This window comes from Vibrio sp. VGrn 2 (genome assembly GCF_009361695.1).
In the GTDB taxonomy this organism is placed as follows: domain Bacteria; phylum Pseudomonadota; class Gammaproteobacteria; order Enterobacterales; family Vibrionaceae; genus Vibrio; species Vibrio diabolicus.
The window spans coordinates 357,490-376,400 of sequence record NZ_RBWD01000001.1 but is presented as its reverse complement, the minus strand read 5'-3'; the positions used below and the strand labels follow the sequence as shown (position 1 = coordinate 376,400).

General features: G+C 44.6%; 18 protein-coding genes. 5 read left to right on the top strand and 13 right to left on the bottom strand.

The features are described 5' to 3' along the window. Nucleotides 1-3: 3 nt before the first annotated feature. From D8S93_RS01805 to rpsB, 10 genes are all read right to left on the bottom strand, one after another. Nucleotides 4-513, bottom strand: coding sequence for an OmpH family outer membrane protein (locus tag D8S93_RS01805; RefSeq protein WP_005391804.1), 510 nt, complete (start codon nucleotides 511-513; stop codon nucleotides 4-6). Between the two features lie 13 nt (nucleotides 514-526). Continuing rightward, nucleotides 527-2,941, bottom strand: a complete 2,415-nt coding sequence (gene bamA, locus D8S93_RS01800) for an outer membrane protein assembly factor BamA (protein WP_006741664.1) — start codon at nucleotides 2,939-2,941, stop codon at nucleotides 527-529. Nucleotides 2,942-2,985: 44 nt separating this feature from the next. After that, entirely contained in the window at nucleotides 2,986-4,344 is a 1,359-nt protein-coding gene (gene rseP / locus D8S93_RS01795; protein ID WP_152811757.1) for a sigma E protease regulator RseP, read from the bottom strand. After that, the gene (gene ispC / locus D8S93_RS01790; RefSeq protein ID WP_150919267.1) at nucleotides 4,344-5,549 is read right to left on the bottom strand and encodes a 1-deoxy-D-xylulose-5-phosphate reductoisomerase; all 1,206 of its coding nucleotides are present in this window, start codon (nucleotides 5,547-5,549) and stop codon (nucleotides 4,344-4,346) included. The genes rseP and ispC overlap by 1 nt, the downstream gene beginning before the upstream one ends. A 50-nt stretch (nucleotides 5,550-5,599) precedes the next feature. After that, nucleotides 5,600-6,442, bottom strand: coding sequence for a phosphatidate cytidylyltransferase (locus D8S93_RS01785; protein ID WP_046875500.1), 843 nt, complete (start codon nucleotides 6,440-6,442; stop codon nucleotides 5,600-5,602). 12 nt (nucleotides 6,443-6,454) lie between these two features. Beyond that, nucleotides 6,455-7,210: an isoprenyl transferase gene (locus D8S93_RS01780; RefSeq protein WP_006741661.1), complete on the bottom strand. Its 756-nt coding sequence runs from the start codon at nucleotides 7,208-7,210 to the stop codon at nucleotides 6,455-6,457. Nucleotides 7,211-7,306: 96 nt separating this feature from the next. Continuing rightward, entirely contained in the window at nucleotides 7,307-7,864 is a 558-nt protein-coding gene (gene frr, locus D8S93_RS01775) for a ribosome recycling factor (protein ID WP_005380330.1), read from the bottom strand. A 99-nt stretch (nucleotides 7,865-7,963) separates the two neighbouring features. Continuing rightward, a complete protein-coding gene (gene pyrH / locus D8S93_RS01770; RefSeq protein ID WP_005380329.1) occupies nucleotides 7,964-8,689 on the bottom strand; it encodes a UMP kinase in 726 nt (241 codons plus the stop codon). Nucleotides 8,690-8,836: 147 nt separating this feature from the next. Continuing rightward, nucleotides 8,837-9,682, bottom strand: coding sequence for a translation elongation factor Ts (gene tsf / locus D8S93_RS01765; protein WP_152811755.1), 846 nt, complete (start codon nucleotides 9,680-9,682; stop codon nucleotides 8,837-8,839). Nucleotides 9,683-9,814: 132 nt separating this feature from the next. Next, nucleotides 9,815-10,543: a 30S ribosomal protein S2 gene (gene rpsB, locus D8S93_RS01760; protein ID WP_012841501.1), complete on the bottom strand. Its 729-nt coding sequence runs from the start codon at nucleotides 10,541-10,543 to the stop codon at nucleotides 9,815-9,817. A gap of 396 nt (nucleotides 10,544-10,939) precedes the next feature. Here rpsB and map point away from each other — a divergent pair, with 396 nt between their 5' ends. The 3 genes from map (at nucleotide 10,940) to D8S93_RS01740 (ending at nucleotide 15,077) form a co-directional block, all read left to right on the top strand. After that, nucleotides 10,940-11,818, top strand: a complete 879-nt coding sequence (gene map, locus D8S93_RS01750; RefSeq protein WP_005380326.1) for a type I methionyl aminopeptidase — start codon at nucleotides 10,940-10,942, stop codon at nucleotides 11,816-11,818. Between the two features lie 108 nt (nucleotides 11,819-11,926). Beyond that, a complete protein-coding gene (gene glnD / locus D8S93_RS01745; protein ID WP_152811752.1) occupies nucleotides 11,927-14,551 on the top strand; it encodes a bifunctional uridylyltransferase/uridylyl-removing protein GlnD in 2,625 nt (874 codons plus the stop codon). Nucleotides 14,552-14,693: 142 nt separating this feature from the next. Continuing rightward, complete coding sequence (locus tag D8S93_RS01740; RefSeq protein ID WP_005380322.1) at nucleotides 14,694-15,077, top strand: DUF3461 family protein; 384 nt, start codon at nucleotides 14,694-14,696, stop codon at nucleotides 15,075-15,077. Between the two features lie 91 nt (nucleotides 15,078-15,168). Here the strand turns inward: D8S93_RS01740 and truC are convergent, their stop codons facing one another. Continuing rightward, complete coding sequence (gene truC, locus D8S93_RS01735) at nucleotides 15,169-15,939, bottom strand: tRNA pseudouridine(65) synthase TruC (RefSeq protein WP_048625889.1); 771 nt, start codon at nucleotides 15,937-15,939, stop codon at nucleotides 15,169-15,171. A 4-nt stretch (nucleotides 15,940-15,943) separates the two neighbouring features. Then, nucleotides 15,944-16,258, bottom strand: coding sequence for a YqcC family protein (locus tag D8S93_RS01730; protein ID WP_053809822.1), 315 nt, complete (start codon nucleotides 16,256-16,258; stop codon nucleotides 15,944-15,946). 76 nt (nucleotides 16,259-16,334) lie between these two features. Between D8S93_RS01730 and D8S93_RS01725 the strand changes: the two genes are divergently transcribed. Both D8S93_RS01725 and D8S93_RS01720 read left to right on the top strand, forming a co-directional pair. Next, nucleotides 16,335-17,372: a DUF3549 family protein gene (locus D8S93_RS01725; protein ID WP_152811750.1), complete on the top strand. Its 1,038-nt coding sequence runs from the start codon at nucleotides 16,335-16,337 to the stop codon at nucleotides 17,370-17,372. Nucleotides 17,373-17,385: 13 nt separating this feature from the next. Beyond that, nucleotides 17,386-17,685 carry a DUF3301 domain-containing protein gene (locus D8S93_RS01720; protein ID WP_012841498.1) on the top strand — a complete coding sequence of 100 codons (300 nt, stop codon included), beginning with the start codon at nucleotides 17,386-17,388 and terminating at the stop codon, nucleotides 17,683-17,685. On the opposite strand, the gene D8S93_RS01715 is transcribed toward D8S93_RS01720, so the two are convergent. Further along, nucleotides 17,645-18,130 carry a GNAT family N-acetyltransferase gene (locus D8S93_RS01715; protein ID WP_080936742.1) on the bottom strand — a complete coding sequence of 162 codons (486 nt, stop codon included), beginning with the start codon at nucleotides 18,128-18,130 and terminating at the stop codon, nucleotides 17,645-17,647. The two genes, D8S93_RS01720 and D8S93_RS01715, sit on opposite strands and share 41 nt — an antisense overlap. Nucleotides 18,131-18,911: the final 781 nt, after the last annotated feature.

Sequence of the window (18,911 nt, the reverse complement as noted above, 5' to 3'; positions counted from 1 at the left end):
TTCTTATTTTAGAGCTTTAATTACGTCTTCAGAGATATTGTATTCTGGCTTGCCGTACTGCAAAGCAGAGATATCAATCACAAGATCGTAACCATTTTTGTCTGCGACTTTCTTAACTGCATCTTGAATCGTTTTGAAAAGCTTCGCTTTTTCTTCAGCTTCACGACGCGCACTTGCTTTTTCAAGTGCTTGTGCTTTCACTTTGTACTCGCTGTCTAGCTTCGCGATATCGATACGTAGCTTTTCAACTTCGTCTTGACCCAAAAGCTCGCCGTCACGTTGTAGCTTCTCAATCTTTGTTTTAGCTTGTGCTTGGATTGACTTCAGTTCATCAGCTTTGCTTTTGAAGTCTTTCTGCATTTTTTGTAGTACAACTTCACGTTGAGGAAGAGCTTGAAAAACTTGAGCTGTATTTACGTAAGCAATTTTCTGTGCAGCTTCTGCCGCATTTGCAAACATTGAAGAGCTCAGTACAAGAAGGCCAATCCCAGCCGCTTTGATCATTTTATTCAAAATATTTTCCTCTTTAGAAAGTTCTACCGATAGTGAATGTGAAGAACTCTTCATCATCGCCATCAAATTTCTTAATTGGTTTCGCTAGTGAGAATACTAGTGGCCCCATTGGAGACATCCACTGCAACGCCGCACCGTAAGAAGAGCGGTAGTTGGTTGGATCTGAGTAATCGTAGTAGTAACGGTCACCATATTCCGCACCTGAATCGCGGTAGTCAAACTCCGTATCCCAAACACTTGCCATATCAAAGAAGATACTGGTACGAATTTGGTTTTGTACTTCTTCTGACGCAAATGGTGTTGGGACAATCAACTCAACACTTGCTAGCGCTACAGCGTTACCACCAACAGAGTCATCTGTTGCTGTATCTGCACCATTGTTTGAGCCTGATGTATCACGGTAAACCGCTTTAGGGCCAACAGAGTTTGAACCAAAACCACGAAGCGACGTAAAGCCACCTGCGTAGTAGTTTTCATAGAATGGGAACAAGTTATCGTTACCATCTGTTTGGCCGTAACCATTGCCGTAACCTAAGCGACCACGGAACAAGAGGGTAAACTCGTGCTTCTTAGTCAATGGCACATACTGGCGAACATCGTACTGCATTTTGAAGTATTGAACGTCAGAGCCAGGTACGGTCATTTTATAAAACGCACGTTGGTGGTTACCTGCCGTTGGGAAGTAACCACGGTTTAAGTTATTACGCGTCCAAGAGATATTGAAATCGAAGTCGTTCGTGTTCAACGCTCCACTAGAATCAATGTTGTCTGCTTGTGCTCGTAAGAACTGCTCTACCTGCAAGTAAGGCGATAAGTTACCGATCTTGTTGTGCGTATAACCGACACCGAATTCAAAACGGTTCAGCTCATCGAATGGGAAGCCCCACGTTAAGCTCGCACCATAGCTTTCGTTGGTATAGTCAACGATATTGGCTTCTTTCGCTTCAAATTCGTTGTAGAAGACCTTACCACCTAAGCTAACACCGTCTAAGTTCCAGTACGGGTCTCGGTAATCTAGACTGATGTTTTTCTGGTAGTCATTCATCATCGCGTTGATACCAACACGGTTACCGCTACCAATAAAGTTATCTTGTTGCAGACCTACTTGGAAGCTCACGCCTGATTCGGTACCGTAGCCAACACCGAAGTTAACGCTACCAGAGTTCGCTTCTTTGACTGAGTAAACTAGATCGACTTGATCATCACTACCTGGCACTCGAACGGTTTGTACTTCAACGTTTTCAAAGTAGCCCAAACGGTTTAGACGAGTTTTACCCGTTTCAATCGATTTCGAGTTTAACCAACTGCCTTCCATCTGACGCATTTCACGACGAAGTACTTCATCTTTGGTTGAGTTGTTACCCGTGAAGCGGATATCACGAACGTAAATTCGGTTACCTGGATCGACGTTAACGACCAAAGAAACTTCTTGATTCTCATCGTCAAACTCAGGAATGGTATTCACTTGAGGATAAGCGTAGCCGGACTCACCAAGCACACGTTTAATACCCTCTTCCATTGAAGTGACCAACGAGCCGTTGTACGTCTCATTGTCTTCAAATGGTACAAGTCGTTCGAACGTCGCTTCCTCACCAATCAAATCACCACGGAACTTTACGTCCTTGACGGTATAAACCTCTCCCTCTTCTAAGCCAAGAGTAATGTATACCCCTTTCTTGTCAGGAGAGATTGCAACTTGTGTCGAATCAACGTTAAATTTTAAGTAACCGCGGTCCAGATAGAATGATTTGAGCGCTTCAATATCACCTGCAAGCACTTGTTTTTGGTACTTTTCGTCAGACAGGAAATTCCACCACGGCACATCAACATTCAAGTTAAAACGAGAAAGAAGGTCCTCATCGCTGAAAACTTCATTGCCGATAAAATTGATTTGCTGAATTTTTGCCGACACGCCTTCAGTAAAGACAAACTTTAGGTCAGAACGGTTACGTGGCAGTGGAGTCACCACAGCTTTTACTGTGGCGTTGTATTTACCTACGCTGTAGTAAAAGTCTTCTAAGCCTTTTTCAATGTTGCTTAGCGTGGTGCGGTCAAGCGCTTCGCCTTCACGAACGCCAGATGCGTTCAGGTTTTCTTGTAGCTGCTCGTCCTTGATTGCTTTGTTACCAGAAAATGAGATGCTGGCAATGGTAGGACGCTCTTTGACTTGAACCATCAGAACGCCGCCGTCACGTAACACTTTCACATCTTCAAAGTTACCAGATGCATACAGTGCACGGATAATCTCTGCAACATCGCCTTGGCCAATGGTATCACCGACACGTACAGGCATTTTCAACAACGCAGCACCCAGTGCTACACGCTGCAATCCATCGATTTCAATATCTTGAACTACGAAGTTCTCTGCTCCATTTGCAGATACACTGGTCGCCAGTAAACTTGCAAATAGAATTCGCTTAATCGCCATACTTGTTCTAATTATTCCTTGCTACTGCTTTTGTCTCTGAACTATCACAGACGAGTAAAATCATTAAATAGCGCTAACGCCATGAGCGAGAAGATGATCGCACCACCAATTCTAAAGCCCATTTCCTGCACTCTCTCAGGAACGGGGCGTCGAATGACTGCTTCAATTGCAAAAAACAACAAATGACCGCCATCCAACATTGGTAAAGGAACGAGATTAATAATACCTAGGTTAACACTAATTAGAGCGAGAAAACCTAAAAAGTAGACCAAGCCATAATCAGCCGTCGCACCTGCGCCTTTGGCTATTGATATTGGACCACTCAGATTATTCAGACCAACGTCACCAACAATCAGTTTCTTAAGCATGCTGATTGTCAAGCCAATGACTTGGCCGGTTTTGTCTACCGCCTTACCTACTGACTCGAATACACCAAACTGAAGGTCGAAGCGATAACTTTCTGGCCATTCTGCGACTTTAGGTGCAATACCTGCAAAACCAACGACTTCTTTGTTAGCTAGCTCACGGCTACCAGGCGTCAGCGTTAATGTTTGCTCATAGCCCTGACGCAATACCGTTAATTCAATCGGTATATCAGGATTAGAGCGAACCGCTTCAACAACCTGCTTCCACTCCGTGACGCGTTGTTCATCAATAGCGACAATCTCATCACCTGGAAGCACACCTGCTTTTTCCGCCGCTCCACCTTGCGAAACCTGTTCGATAACGCGATACACCTCCGGTGTATACGGCGCAAAACCCAAGGACTGCATCGCAGACTGAGTTTCAGGGTCGAACTCCCATTCGCGCAGATCGAGCGTTTTCGTTACTTCTGAACCAACTTCATTCGCTGACGTCAGTGTTACTGTCATCAAATCATCGCCAATATGAGAAATCAATCCCATATTTACCGATTCCCAATCCGGAGTTTTGATACCAGATATCGATTTAAGTTCCATTCCTGATTCAATTCCGGCTTCTGCGACGATCGAATTGGGCGTAACTTCACCAATTACTGGCTTAACTGCTGGGATACCAATAAGAAATACGAGCCAATAGGCGAAAATTGCGAAAAGGAAGTTAAAGATAGGGCCTGCCGCAACAATAGAGGTTCGCTTCCATAGCGGCTTCTTATCAAACGCTAAGTGCTTCTCATGTTCTGGCACCTCATCAACACGGCTATCAACCATTTTTACATAGCCGCCGAGAGGGATCATTGAGATGCTGTACTCCGTTCCGTCTTTGCCTACCTTACTCCAGATAGACTTGCCGAAACCGATTGAAAACTTTTCAACTTTCACGCCGCAACGGCGAGCAACCCAAAAGTGCCCAAACTCGTGCACAGCGACAAGAATGCCCAGTGCGACGATAAAAGAAATGAGATTCCACAATATACCAGTCATCAGCTACGCTCGCGTATGGTTTCTAGGGCAATAGTTCGTGCCATTCTATCTAGCTCTAACAAGCTTTCCAAGCTATTCGCATTCTCAGCTTTGCAGCTTGCATTGATTTTATTCAACACAGACTCATTGATGCGAGCGATATCCGTAAAACCCAGGCTGTTATTTAAAAATGCATCAACAGCGACTTCATTCGCTGCATTCAGTGCCGTTGTTGCATGTTGACCTTCATAACAAGCGTCAATTGCTAGTTTTAAACATGGGTAACGAGCAAAATCAGGTTGCAAAAACGTCAATTCGCCAATTTGCGTGAAGTCTAGTGGCTTAACCCCAGCTTCAACTCTTGATGGGTATGACATAGTCAGTGCAATAGGGGTCGCCATATCCGGCTCACCCATTTGTGCCAAAACCGAACCATCGCGGTATTGAACCATTGAATGAATAACAGACTGCGGATGAATAATAACCTTTAGCTGCTCGCGAGCCGCATTAAACAACCATTTAGCTTCGATATACTCCAAGCCTTTGTTCATCATCGTGGCTGAGTCAACGGAAATCTTTGGTCCCATCGACCAGTTTGGATGGGCGATCGCCTGTTCAGGAGTCACCTTTTCCAGTTCTGCGATGTCAGTGTAACGGAAAGGACCACCAGAACCAGTCAGCAAAATATGAGAAATGCCATGTTCTTGTAAATTACAACGACCTAAATTGGTTTGTACTTGCTGTGGTAAGCATTGGAAAATAGCATTGTGTTCACTATCGACGGGAAGTAGCTCCGCACCAAACTCTTCTACGGCATCAATAAATAACTGGCCTGACATTACCAGCGCTTCTTTATTTGCCAACAAGACTCGCTTACCAGCTTTCACAGCAGCCATGGTAGGCAGTAGACCAGCCGCTCCGACAATAGCAGCCATCACACTGTCAACTTCGTCCAATGAAGCAATATGGCATAGAGCATCCACACCACCTAATACTTCGGTGTTTGGAGAAACCAAATGTAACTCAGATTGGAGTTGAACCGCTGCGGCTTTGTCCGCCATGACCGCGTATTTAGGTTGCCACTGACGACATAGCCCGATCATCTTTTCAACGTTGGTGCTTGCCGCTAAGGCAACGACAGAAAACAGCTCTGGGTTTTGTTCGACCACTTTAAGCGTGCTTGCACCAATGGATCCAGTAGCACCAAGAATCGTTAACTTTTGCATGTTGTAAGACCGTTAGAAAGCTCAGGAGCGACAATGCCGCTCCTGATAAATTAGAATACGTAGTAAAGAAGAGCAAAAACTGGGAATGCTGCGGTTAGGCTGTCAATACGATCGAGCACACCGCCATGTCCTGGGATAATGTTGCTGCTGTCTTTAATGCCTGAGACACGCTTGAACATACTTTCCACCAGATCGCCGAGCACTGATATAACAACAGTAACCAACGTAATCAACACCATATGGACAGGACTGGTGAACTGAATATCGAACCAATCAGCAAATGCCCACGCCACGATCAATGCCGTGATAATGCCGCCAATAAGCCCTTCAATGGTTTTATTCGGACTGACATGTGGCGCCATTTTACGTTTGCCTAAGCTTTTGCCTGCAAAGTAAGCACCGCTATCTGCAGCCCATACCAAGAAACAAACGTATAACACGAGCTTTGCTCCGTGGTATGGATCTACCGTAATGTCATGAGCTCTAAGAATAACTACACTCCAAAGGAATGGAATTAATGTCAGAAAACCAAACACATGGCGTAAAACAAAATTATTTTGCCAAGATTTCGTTGTTTTGGGATAAGTAATCGCCATTAAGCTAGCAATAATCCACCAAACAAAACCAAGGCCCAGCACAACATAATGAGGCGTTGCTAAATGGTTGAGGCTATGTGCGTCAGGCGAAATATATAGAAAACTAAGTCCGGTAACAATGACTGCCGGAACGAGGGCAGCAAAGCGAGAGTTGCTTCCTGTAAATTGAGTCCACTCCCAAAAACCTAATAGGGTAATTGCAGTTAAAGCGGCAATAAAGCCCATTAGGGGTAATTTAAAAATGCCTAAAATAACCAGGGGAGCTAAAATTAGTGCTGTTATTATTCTCTGTTTCAAACTAACTAGTCCTTATTGAGCTGCCATCAATGCCTTTATTTGTTCACCTGTACAGCCAAAACGACGTTCTCGATTGATAAACCAAGTTACAGCTTCAACTAAGCTGTCTTCGTCGAATTCCGGCCAATACTCGGGTGTAAAGTACATTTCTGCATAAGCCATTTGCCACAACATAAAGTTGCTGATGCGACACTCTCCACTGGTACGAATCAAAAGATCCACTTCAGGTAAGTCTGCCATGGTCAAATGCTCAGTGATTAGCTGCTCATTGATATCCTCTACACGAATCTCACCGTTACGTGCTTTTAACGCTAACGTTTTGGCCGCTTCTGTGATGTCCCACTTACCGCCATAATTGGCTGCAATGTTGATCACCATCCCCGTGTTACCTGCCGTTAGATTTTCAGCTTCTACAATCTTCTTTTGTAGACGCTCACTAAATCGACTGGTATCACCGATCACGCGCAACCGTAAATTATTTTTGTGTAGTTTTTTTACTTCACTAGACAGGACCGTGATAAACAGTTCCATCAAAAGACCCACTTCTTCCTCCGGACGACGCCAGTTTTCACTACTAAAAGCAAATAGCGTCATGGCTTTAATGCCAAGCTTTGAAGCAGCAGCCACGGTCTTACGAACGGCATTAACGCCTTTTTTGTGACCAAATACGCGAGGTTTTCCTTTGGACTTAGCCCAACGGCCATTACCGTCCATAATGATGGCAATATGCTTAGGAAGGGAATCAGAGAAGGCTTGAGAATTTTGCATAGGGAGTTAATTGAGTTCCATCAGTTGGATAGACTAACATAAAAAAACGCTGAGCTGTGAGCACAGCGTTTTCCAACAGTGATGTGTGTGGGAGTATTAAACTTCCATCAACTCTTTTTCTTTTGCAGCAAGAACTTCATCGATCTTCTTAACTGCAACGTCAGTTAGTTTTTGAATTTCGTCTTGTGCTTTACGATCTTCATCTTCAGAGATTTCTTTATCTTTTAGAAGCGCTTTAAGATCGTTGTTTGCGTCACGACGGATGTTACGAACAGCAACACGACCACCTTCAGCTTCACCACGAACGATCTTAACTAGGTCTTTACGACGCTCTTCCGTTAGTGGTGGAAGTGGAACACGGATGATAGTACCAGCAGACATAGGATTTAGACCAAGATCAGACGTCATGATCGCTTTTTCTACTTTCGGAGTCAGCTCTTTATCGAAAACCGTGATTGCAAGTGTACGTGCATCTTCAGCAATAACGTTTGCTACTTGGTTTAGAGGTGTTGCTGCACCGTAGTATTCTACAGAAATACCAGATAGTAGGCTTGGGTGTGCACGACCTGTACGAATTTTAGAAAGGTTGTTCTTAAGCGCTTCAACGCTTTTATCCATGCGCTCTTGCGCGTCTTTTTTGATTTCGTTAATCACAGTTTCACCTTAAAAATGTCATCTTTCCTGAAGAAAGCCTAAAACGGTTGAGCAAAGCAAACGCCACCCTAACGCTTTGGGTGGCACCTTGGGACAAGCTTATTCGTTGATTAGCGTGCCTTCTGCTTCGCCCATAACCACGCGACGTAGTGCGCCTGGCTTGTTCATGTTAAATACGCGGATTGGCATTTTGTGGTCACGAGCTAGCGTAAACGCCGCCAAGTCCATCACTTTCAGCTCTTTATCCAGAACTTCTGCGTAAGATAGCTTATCATACAGCTCTGCGTCTGGGTTTGCTACAGGGTCAGCAGTAAATACACCATCAACTTTCGTCGCTTTTAGTACAACATCCGCTTCGATTTCAATACCACGTAGGCAAGCAGCAGAATCCGTTGTAAAGAACGGGTTACCCGTACCAGCAGAGAAGATGACAACACGGCCTTGGCGAAGCTCACGGATCGCATCAGCCCAATTATAGTCGTCACATACGCCTTTTAGAGGGATGGCAGACATAACGCGCGCATTCACGTATGCGCGGTGAAGAGCATCGCGCATCGCTAGGCCATTCATTACTGTAGCAAGCATACCCATGTGGTCACCAACTACGCGGTTCATACCAGCTTCAGCAAGGCCTGCACCACGGAACAAGTTACCGCCACCGATAACTACACCAACCTGAACACCCAGTTCAACCAGTTCTTTAACTTCTTGTGCCATGCGATCAAGGACCGCAGGATCAATACCAAAACCGTCTTCACCTTGAAGAGCTTCACCACTCAGTTTTAATAGAATACGTTGATACGCTGGTTTAGGGTTCGTAGTCATGGAGTTTACCTTCCAAAGAGAGTTGTTGATTAACAGTCATGAATAGACACAAATTCAGTTATGGCTATTCATCACGGCTAATCGTTCACTGCTCATAAAAAGACCGCAGCCAAGGCTACGGTCTAATCTTTATACAGTCTCTAAGGATTAACCTTTTTGAGCTGCAGCAACTTCTTCAGCGAAGCTCATTTCTTCTTTCTTCTCGATACCTTCACCTACTTCTAGGCGAACGAATGTAGAAACTGAAGCGCCTTTTTCTTTCAGCATTTCACCTACAGTTTTCTTAGGTTCCATGATGAAAGTTTGACCTGTTAGAGAGATCTCGCCAGTGAATTTCTTCATGCGGCCAACAACCATCTTCTCAGCGATTTCAGCAGGCTTGCCTTCGTTCATTGCGATTTCAACTTGAACCGCTTTCTCTTTTTCTACTACGTCAGCTGGTACGTCTTCTGGGTTAACGAACTCAGGCTTAGAAGCAGCAACGTGCATTGCAACGTGCTTAAGAGTTTCTGCGTCGCCTTCACCAGCAACAACAACACCGATTTTCTCACCGTGACGGTAAGAAGCAATTGCAGTGCCTTGAACGTATTCTACGCGACGGATAGTGATGTTTTCACCGATTTTAGCTACAAGAGCTACACGTGCGTCTTCGAATTGTGCTTGTAGCTCTTCAACAGTCGCTTTTGAAGCTAGAGCTGCAGCTGCAACTTCTTCTGCGAATGCAGTGAAGTTACCGTCTTTAGCAACGAAGTCAGTTTGGCAGTTAACTTCAAGAAGAACAGCAACGCCGTTTTCTTCTTTGATGATGATTGCGCCTTCAGCTGCAACGTTACCAGCTTTCTTAGCTGCTTTCGCTGCGCCAGATTTACGCATGTTTTCAATTGCTAGTTCGATGTCAGCGTTTGCTTCTACAAGCGCTTTCTTACATTCCATCATGCCAGCGCCAGTACGCTCGCGAAGTTCTTTAACTAGAGCAGCAGTTACAGTTGCCATTCTGTATTCCTCGTTTGATTCGAAATAAGGTAAAAAACAGGGGCCTAACATTGTCGGCCCCCATTGCTAACTATAACTTAGTTTATGCTACACAAAGGTTTCACATAGACCAAGTGTGACACAGAGCCGCTATTATTCAGCTTCTACGAAACCGTCTTTTTCGGCAACTGCAGCTACGTCTTTGTTACGACCTTCAGATACTGCTGAAGCAGCAGCGTTCAGGTATAGCTGTACAGCGCGGATCGCGTCGTCGTTACCTGGGATTACGTAGTCAACGCCGTCTGGGTTAGAGTTAGTATCTACCACAGCGTATACTGGAATACCTAGGTTGTTAGCTTCTTTAATTGCAATGTGTTCGTGATCAGCGTCGATTACGAATAGAGCGTCTGGTAGGCCGCCCATGTCTTTGATACCACCAAGAGATTTCTCTAGCTTCTCCATTTCGCGAGTACGCATTAGAGCTTCTTTCTTAGTTAGTTTGTCAAAAGTACCGTCTTGAGATTGAGTCTCTAGATCTTTTAGACGCTTGATAGACTGACGAACTGTTTTGTAGTTTGTAAGCATACCGCCTAACCAGCGGTTGTTTACGTAAAACTGGTTGCTTGCGATTGCAGCTTCTTTAACAGCTTCAGATGCAGCGCGCTTAGTACCTACGAATAGAACTTTACCTTTCTTCTCGCCAACTTTAGCTAGTTCAGCTAGAGCGTCGTTGAACATTGGTACAGTTTTTTCTAGGTTGATGATATGAACTTTGTTACGAGCGCCAAAGATGAATGGCTTCATTTTTGGGTTCCAGTAACGAGTCTGGTGACCGAAGTGAACACCAGCTTTTAGCATATCGCGCATTGATACAGTTGCCATTTTAAATTCCTCTATGGGGTTAGGCCTCCACATTCCCCATAACTCCGACCAAGCTTCTGCTCAGCACCCCGGAATATGTGACGGAATGTGTGTGATTTAAAGATAAAAGGTTATTCGGATGAAGCTTGCTTCGCCGCTTAGCTTTGCTAAACGAAGAGAACAGTCCTCTATTCCGGCGCGCTTTATACCATATTTTAGCTCACTGTGGCTAGTAAAAATTATTTCTTCACCGTGACACTTTCTCCTATTTATAAGCAAATTTATAAGCAAAACTTTAAACATACGATCGAATTAAGAATGATGCATATTCCTATCTAACTTGGGTTAACGCCCCGATGTCTGATAGAATGCGGCCATTCGCACGTTTACGTGCTTAGGAATAAGTAGAGAAAGCCAATGTCAATCAAGATTAAAACTGCTGAAGAAATAGAACGCATGCGCATTGCGGGCAAGCTGGCCGCAGAGATTCTAGAAATGATCGAACCTCACATCAAAGTTGGTGTGACGACAGAAGAGTTGAACAAAATCTGTCATGAGTACGCTCTAGAAAAAGGCGCATACTCTGCTCCGCTTGATTACCATGGTTTCCCTAAGTCGATTTGTACTTCAATCAACCATATCGTATGCCACGGTATTCCAGCAGAAAAAGACGAAATCGGTAGCAACGGTCAAATGAAGCCAGCGGTACTAAAAGATGGCGACATCTTAAACGTTGATATTACCGTAATCGTTCCAAATGACGAAAATGCGGATCTGAGCGTGCGTCCTCAAGGTTACCATGGTGACACTTCTAAGATGTTCCTAGTCGGTGATGTTTCACCTGCAAACAAACGTCTGTGCATGGTAGCTCAAGAAGCACTGTATGTTGGTATGCGTACCGTTAAGCCAGGTTCAACGGTTGGTGACATCGGTACAGCTATCGAGAAATACATCAAAGAGAACAACAAAAACAACCCTCGCAACAAGTTTTCTATTGTGAAAGACTTCTGTGGCCACGGTATCGGCGATGAGTTCCATGAAGAACCACAAGTGGTTCATTACAAGAACAAAGACCGCCGCGTACTAAAAGAAGGCATGTGCTTTACTATTGAGCCGATGATTAACGCAGGTAAATTTGGTTGCTCTGTTGACGCTCAAGACGATTGGACCGTTTACACAGGCGACGGCAAGAACTCTGCGCAATGGGAACATACCATTGTTGTAACAAAAGAAGGTTGTGAAGTACTGACGCTTCGTAGCGACGATACGATTCCTCGCCTAATGAAAAACGCGTAAAGCTGACGACCACTCGTTGTTTACTATATCCCTGCTTCGGCGGGGATATTTTTTATCTGCCACAAATTTGTTAGATTGTAACTAGATTAGCTTGCACGGATGGCAAATATGACACTTCAGTCCCCTCTTACCTTTTCCGATGAACAAATCAATATCGGAGAGCTCAAACAAGAGTTAGAGAAATTTAGCTCCGATCAAAACCAAGAGTTTCTCAATCATCATCCGGTAACAAGCTTGGTTTTAGCCAGGGCAGAATACATGGATCTGCTTCTGAATCGTTTGTGGCAACATTTTGGCTTCAAAGATATTTACAACATTTCTCTAGTTGCCGTGGGTGGCTATGGGCGTGGCGAGCTGCATCCGCTCTCCGATATCGATATTTTGATTCTGTCGAACAATAAGCTGCCGACCGCACTAGAAGCAAAAATCAGCGAATTCATTACGCTGTTGTGGGATTTAAAACTCGAGGTCGGACACGCTGTTCGCACCGTTAACGAATGTGCGGAAATTGGTAAAGCCGATCTGACCGTCGCGACAAACCTTCAAGAAGCGCGTCTACTGTGTGGCAGCGAGGATACCTTTCAGGCAGTGAAGAAAGTCGTGTTATCAGACTCCTTTTGGCCAAGTGAAACGTTTTATCGCGCTAAAATTCAAGAGCAGCGAGAACGCCATGCCCGTTACCACGATACGACCTACAACTTAGAACCAGACATTAAGTCGACCCCTGGCGGGCTGCGCGATATTCATACATTAAGCTGGGTCGCCCGGCGTCACTTTGGTGCCACGTCATTGCTGGAAATGAGCCGATATGGATTTTTAACTGACGCAGAATACCGAGAATTGGTTGAATGTCAGGACTTCCTTTGGCGAGTGCGTTTCGCTCTGCACATGGAGCTTCGCCGCTATGACAACCGCTTAACCTTTGCCCATCAAGCACAAGTTGCGGAAAATCTAGGCTACGTCGGTGAAGGCAACCGAGGCGTAGAAATGATGATGAAAGAGTTCTATCGCACACTTCGTCGTGTGGCAGAGCTCAATAAAATGCTACTCAAACTTTTTGATCAAGCGATCATTAATGGTGGTGCGACAGAAAGTGCCGAGATTCTCGATGCCGACTTCCAACGTCGTGGCTCTTTGATTGAAGCGCGGAAACCCGCATTGTTTCAAGCTCGCCCAGAAACTATTCTGGATATGTTCTTACATATCGCGAACGACTCAACCATTGAAGGGGTGAGCCCACCAACACTACGTCAGCTGCGCACCGCGCGCCGTCGACTCAACAAATTTTTGCACACCATTCCTGCTGCGCGTGAAAAGTTCATGGCGTTATGTCGTCACCCTAATGCTCTGCATAAAGCATTCAGCCTGATGCACAGATTGGGGGTTATGGCGGCCTATTTACCGCAATGGAGCCAAATTGTTGGTCAAATGCAGTTTGACTTATTCCACGCCTACACGGTTGATGAGCACAGTATTCGCTTACTGAAACACATTAATACCTTTAGTGACCCAGACAATCATGCGAAGCACCCTATTTGTTGTGACGTCTACCCACGGATGCAAAAGAAAGAGCTGCTGATTATTGCCGCTATTTTCCACGATATCGGTAAAGGACGTGGCGGCGATCACTCTGTTATAGGCGAAGGTGAGGCTTACGACTTCTGTATTGAGCATGGCTTATCAAAGCCCGAGGCCAAACTTGTCGCTTGGTTGGTAAGGCATCATCTATTAATGTCCGTCACCGCACAGCGCCGAGACATTTATGATCCCGATGTGATTACCGAATTTGCCAAAAAAGTCAGAGACGAAGAATCTCTCGATTATCTTGTGTGCCTGACAGTTGCAGATATTTGTGCAACCAACCCAGAACTTTGGAATGCTTGGAAACGAACCTTACTGGCAGAGCTTTATTACTCCACACAACGTGCTTTACGTAGAGGGTTAGAGAATCCTGTCGATGTGCGTGAGCGAATTCGCCACAATCAACAAATGGCCTCCGCAATGCTACGTAAAGAGGGCTTTGCCGCGCGCGAAATTGAAGTATTGTGGCAGCGCTTTAAAGCTGACTATTTCCTTCGTCATACTCATACGCAAATCGCGTGGCACTGCGAACACTTACTTCGCATGGAAGATCCAACTAAGCCCTTGGTCTTGATCAGCAAAAAAGCCACTCGCGGCGGCACTGAGGTGTTTGTATATACGAAAGACCAGCCAGCTTTATTTGCGACGGTCGTGGCGGAGTTAGATAGGCGTAATTTTAATGTACACGACGCGCAAATCATGACCAGCAAAGATGGGCACGTGATTGATACCTTTATGGTTCTCGATCAACATGGCGAAGCGATTGATGAGTCTCGTCATGCCGCGGTGATTAAGCACCTCACCCATGTACTAGAGGCGGGCCGACCAACCAAGATTAAAACACGCCGTACTCCGAACAAACTTCAGCACTTTAATGTGAAAACCAAAGTCGACTTCTTACCAACCAAAGGTAAAAAGCACACTTTAATGGAGTTTGTCGCGCTAGACACACCAGGATTGTTGGCCAAAGTAGGCCGTACGTTTGCTGATTTAAATATCAACCTTCATGGTGCAAAAATCACCACCATTGGTGAGCGAGCAGAAGACTTGTTTATTTTAACCAGTGATGCAGGGGGAAGATTAAGTGAAGAACAGCAAGATGAGCTAAGGGAGAGATTGATCGAAAAGTTATCTGATGAGGTCGCTGCTTAGATCAAACCTGCCAATCTTTTCGGTTCAGGGCGAGAGCGATCTTGCCCACAAGTTAAGCATTTTGGCTAAATATCAGCTATCTAGCTCATACATAGGCTGCTACAGTTATATCAATATCAATTCGATGTAATAGAGGTAGCCTATGTATCCCCACCTCACTGGTTTGGGTATTCACGACCCTAAGCAGATTGAACGTTATTCCCTACGCCAAGAAGCACACAAAGACGTACTCAAGATCTATTTCCACAAGCAAAAAGGCGAGCTGTTCGCCAAAAGCGTTAAATTCAAATACCCGCGCCAAATCAAAAATGTTCTTGTGGACAGTGGCAGTCACAAATATAAAGAAGTAACGGAAATCAACCGTAACCTCACATTAGTCATTGATGAACTGAATAAAATCACTAAACCAACGAAACAACCTGAGGTTGATGTCAAAGAGAAAATTCTCTCAGACCTTCGTCATTTAGAAAAAGTCGTTTCGAGCAAGATCGCAGAGATCGAAGCGGATCTCGAAAAACTAAAGTAAAACGTTAAGTCTTAAATATTAAAAAAGGGTTAGCATTGATGCTAACCCTTTTTATTTGTACTCAATCATTATCTAGATCTAACTAATCCCATTATCGGTTGATCATTGATTCATCCCACTCAAATCGAGTAAACAATTGCTGCCAAGTCTCATCAATATTGGCCGTCATGACAATCTCTTGATCGGTAAATGGGTGGACAAACCGTAACTCTGAAGAGTGCAGTAGCAAGCGGTGAGCATCAAACTCTGTGCGATAAAGCTTGTTGTGCTTGCCGTCTCCGTGCGTTGTATCACCCACAATAGGATGACGTAGATGCGCCATATGACGACGAAGTTGGTGCTTACGCCCCGTTTTAGGTTTCATCTCAACTAAGCAATAACGCGTTGTAGGAAATTTACCCGTCGAATAGGGAACTTCCACTTTAGCCAACGGTTTATATTCCGTCACCGCTTCTTGCGCTTCTTTTTCTTGTGAAGCGAACTTATCAGCAATCTTGTCTAACTCGACTTTGAGTGCGTAATCCAAGACGCCCTCTTCCTCAATCCAACCGCGTACTATCGCGTGGTATGTCTTTTCCATTTTATGTTCAGCAAACATCGGCATGACTTGTGATGCTACTTCACTCGACAACGCAAACACGAGCACACCAGATGTTGGACGATCCAGACGATGCAATGGGAACACATGCTGACCAATTTGGTCGCGCAAAGTTTGCATGACAAACTGAGTTTCGTGTTTATCTAACCAACTGCGATGCACTAACATGCCTGCTGGCTTGTTGACCGCTACAAAATATTCATCCTGATAAACGATCTCCAGCTCAACTGGTTCTGAAGATCGCGCTATTTCTTGTTCTAGCATTCGTTTACTTACACAGTTCGTCAATGGTTCGGATTGTAACAAGCAGCTCTGCGAACTGCGGTTCCTGCTTCCACGCTTCTGAAAAATAGGGCTCGAGAGAAAACCCTCTTGGCAATGGTTGGTTGTTTTCCACTAGCACGTGCATTCTGTCTATAAAGATCCACTGCAACCACTCATGAGGATGCAGTGTATCAATCGCAAATGGCTCCACGCTTTGTAAAGCTTGCTCTGAAGGCCTAGTGTGTTGCCACAACTTATGTTCTTTGAGCTGCGCTTCAAGTTGGTGAAGTAAGTCGACCAATTGAGTATTTGTTACCATTAATTCTATCTCGAACCTTGAATTAGCCGAGAATGATACCATTTCTTGTGAAAAGAACGTTAGGACGTCGTATTTAATGGAAAACATTCAAACCCTCACTCAACTGTTGAACAACAGCCGCTGTGATTATCAAATCTTCGATCTTGGTCGTCGTATCAAAACCATCGCTAAGAAAGAGTTTGCCGATGTAGAAAAAGGTCAAGCACCGTACCCATTCCCAATGCAGCGTAAAGCACACCTTGCCATCGCTTATTGGAATGAACAAAAGCAACCTTGGATTTGGTTTCTAAAGTTTGAATTGGACGAGCGCGGCTTGTTAAAGCAAGCGGATATCGGCAATTTCATTAAATACGTAGTGGAAGCCATGGGAACACGCCTCAATGATGATATCACTGAAGAGCAACAGCAAAAGCTGTCTAATAACCCATATACGTTCAAACCTTCCGAAGACAAAATGGCCGTGTTCCATAGCCAGGTCCGCGCGAACCTCGATCTTCCTACCAGCCAATATTACGAGCACACTCAGCATTACTTTTCAGGTGGTTTAGGCTGGGATAATTGGCAAACCGTAGGTCTGCAAGGGATCACCGACATGGCCGCTCGTTTGGACAAAGAGCAAAACGGGGTAATGATACGCAAAGCGTTGAACCACCTACCGAATGAGCCACTTTATGCTCTGTTGGGTGCGCTTGAGCATGTAGAGTTACAAGAGCGTTTAGCAGAACGTATCGCGGAAAAAGCACAACAAGAAATCGCAAGTAGCGAGCCTGATCTCTTCCTACTTTCAGCGCTTATCCGAGCTTTGGCTGGCGCACCAATAGCCATTGCCTCTCCAGTGTTAGAAGCGATATTACAAAGCCCTCGTTTAAGCCATCAGGAAGTACTGATTGGCGTGGCTGGCCGAGCTTGGCACTTACTAGCCAATGAAAAGGTAGCAGAACAGTTTTTGCTGCGTTTAGCTCAAACCGGTAATCAAGCCCTATTTAATCAGTTATTTGCCGATTTAGTGATGCTACCAGAGTTAAGAATGGTGCTATTGCCCTTGCTACATTCTAATCCATCTGAAGAACTAGCAAACGCGCTAGTAAGCTTACAACAAGCAACAAAGGGATAATAAAGGTTCAGGGATGATTGGTGATCTTTTAGCAATTTTAGGGCTATGCTTTTTCTGTTATCTGTTTTGGCAACAACGTCGTCAAGCCGAACTCGCAAAAGTGGCAATCACGCGTAAATGTGAGCAATTGGATCTCCAATTAATCAGCATCGCCTTTGGTGCCCATAAACTAAAAACGCCAGACGGAGTCTGGCGTTGGCATACGGTGTATCAATTTGAGTTTTCATCGCTTGGTGACGATTGTTACCAAGGAGAGCTAACTATGGTCGGTTTCAGGCCGCAGAACTTTCACCTACCACCGCATCGCTTGTAAATTCCATTTCAAAGTAAGGACCATATAGATCCTTACTTTCTTTTGTTTCAACAAATCCCAGTTTTTTCAGCACCGCCATAGAAGCTTGATGGTTGCTATTCACGTTAGCTTTCACCTTATGTAGCCCCAGCTCACGGCACGCCTTTGGGAAAAACGCTTTTAGAGCTTCTGTCGCTAACCCTTTACCCCAATAAGATTTATCAAAAATAAACCCTAACTCAGGCTCGGAATCGAGATGGGAAATGAACACGTGCCCCATATAGTCACGACTGGTACTTTCTAGCACCGCCATACTATAAATATTTTCATCATCCAGTATTTTCTCAAACATCTGTTTGGCAGACGCGACAGTATACGGACCGTTCATTTCAGCACGGTTTTTCGCACAGCAATTCAGCATGACGAACTCTAGTTGCAACGACTCATTGTAGGGTAGAAGAAGCATTCTTCTGGTTACTATGGCCACATCTGTTCCTTGATTACAACAAACTTTGTTTATCCGCAGATCACAAACTCGATGAGCTTGAACTTGAATATGCTCAATAACTGCGGGGCATAACACCTTGTAGAGAAGCCGAAAGTTAAACCAACTGATTGGAAAGGATATTGATCTGGATTGTTTTTTATTAAGTGTTATTAGGAATTTATAAATTTTGTGATATTGATATACCCAAGTCACCTCGAGGTGCTTAATTCAACGAGAACGATTGGGTATCTTTTTATATAAGAAAGACCCCGACACATAAGTATCGGGGTCATGGTCTTACTCGCAGCAGTCCGGCTACTAAAAGTGCTCCATGCATCATCCATAATAGTGGCTGATTCCGTCAGCTTATTCCTTACGTCGCCGTCCTAGCGGTGTCCTTATCATCCTGATAGCTAACATTCCCCCGTTAGCACACATCACTTGTTCCTTGAGCGGTGTCCGTTGCATCTTCCTGACGCTGTCCATAACCTCTATCCTAGAGGGGTCCATTGTCTATCCTTAGTCATCAACATCCTATTGATGATAGTGTCCTTACAATGTCCTACGCTCCATGCTTGATTAATCATCCTGACCAACCAAATCGTCTTCCTGACGATAACCAAATCCTTGGTGCTTTCCTGTTCCATGTCTGCTTCCTGCTGACAACTCTCAATTTACGCCTTTCCTAAAAATTGACAATCTATACTAGATAAATATTTATACCCCATATTGGTTAAATAGTTGTTAAATCGTTATTTAT

Coding starts and splice junctions, on each gene's coding strand:
- bamA (WP_006741664.1), bottom strand. CDS start 2,941: ATGGCGATTAAGCGAATTCTATTTGCAAGTTTACTGGCGACCAGTGTA.
- rseP (WP_152811757.1), bottom strand. CDS start 4,344: ATGACTGGTATATTGTGGAATCTCATTTCTTTTATCGTCGCACTGGGC.
- ispC (WP_150919267.1), bottom strand. CDS start 5,549: ATGCAAAAGTTAACGATTCTTGGTGCTACTGGATCCATTGGTGCAAGC.
- D8S93_RS01780 (WP_006741661.1), bottom strand. CDS start 7,210: ATGCAAAATTCTCAAGCCTTCTCTGATTCCCTTCCTAAGCATATTGCC.
- pyrH (WP_005380329.1), bottom strand. CDS start 8,689: ATGACTACGAACCCTAAACCAGCGTATCAACGTATTCTATTAAAACTG.
- tsf (WP_152811755.1), bottom strand. CDS start 9,682: ATGGCAACTGTAACTGCTGCTCTAGTTAAAGAACTTCGCGAGCGTACT.
- rpsB (WP_012841501.1), bottom strand. CDS start 10,543: ATGGCAACTGTATCAATGCGCGATATGCTAAAAGCTGGTGTTCACTTC.
- map (WP_005380326.1), top strand. CDS start 10,940: ATGTCAATCAAGATTAAAACTGCTGAAGAAATAGAACGCATGCGCATT.
- glnD (WP_152811752.1), top strand. CDS start 11,927: ATGACACTTCAGTCCCCTCTTACCTTTTCCGATGAACAAATCAATATC.
- D8S93_RS01740 (WP_005380322.1), top strand. CDS start 14,694: ATGTATCCCCACCTCACTGGTTTGGGTATTCACGACCCTAAGCAGATT.
- truC (WP_048625889.1), bottom strand. CDS start 15,939: ATGCTAGAACAAGAAATAGCGCGATCTTCAGAACCAGTTGAGCTGGAG.
- D8S93_RS01730 (WP_053809822.1), bottom strand. CDS start 16,258: ATGGTAACAAATACTCAATTGGTCGACTTACTTCACCAACTTGAAGCG.
- D8S93_RS01725 (WP_152811750.1), top strand. CDS start 16,335: ATGGAAAACATTCAAACCCTCACTCAACTGTTGAACAACAGCCGCTGT.
- D8S93_RS01720 (WP_012841498.1), top strand. CDS start 17,386: ATGATTGGTGATCTTTTAGCAATTTTAGGGCTATGCTTTTTCTGTTAT.
- D8S93_RS01715 (WP_080936742.1), bottom strand. CDS start 18,130: ATGCTTCTTCTACCCTACAATGAGTCGTTGCAACTAGAGTTCGTCATG.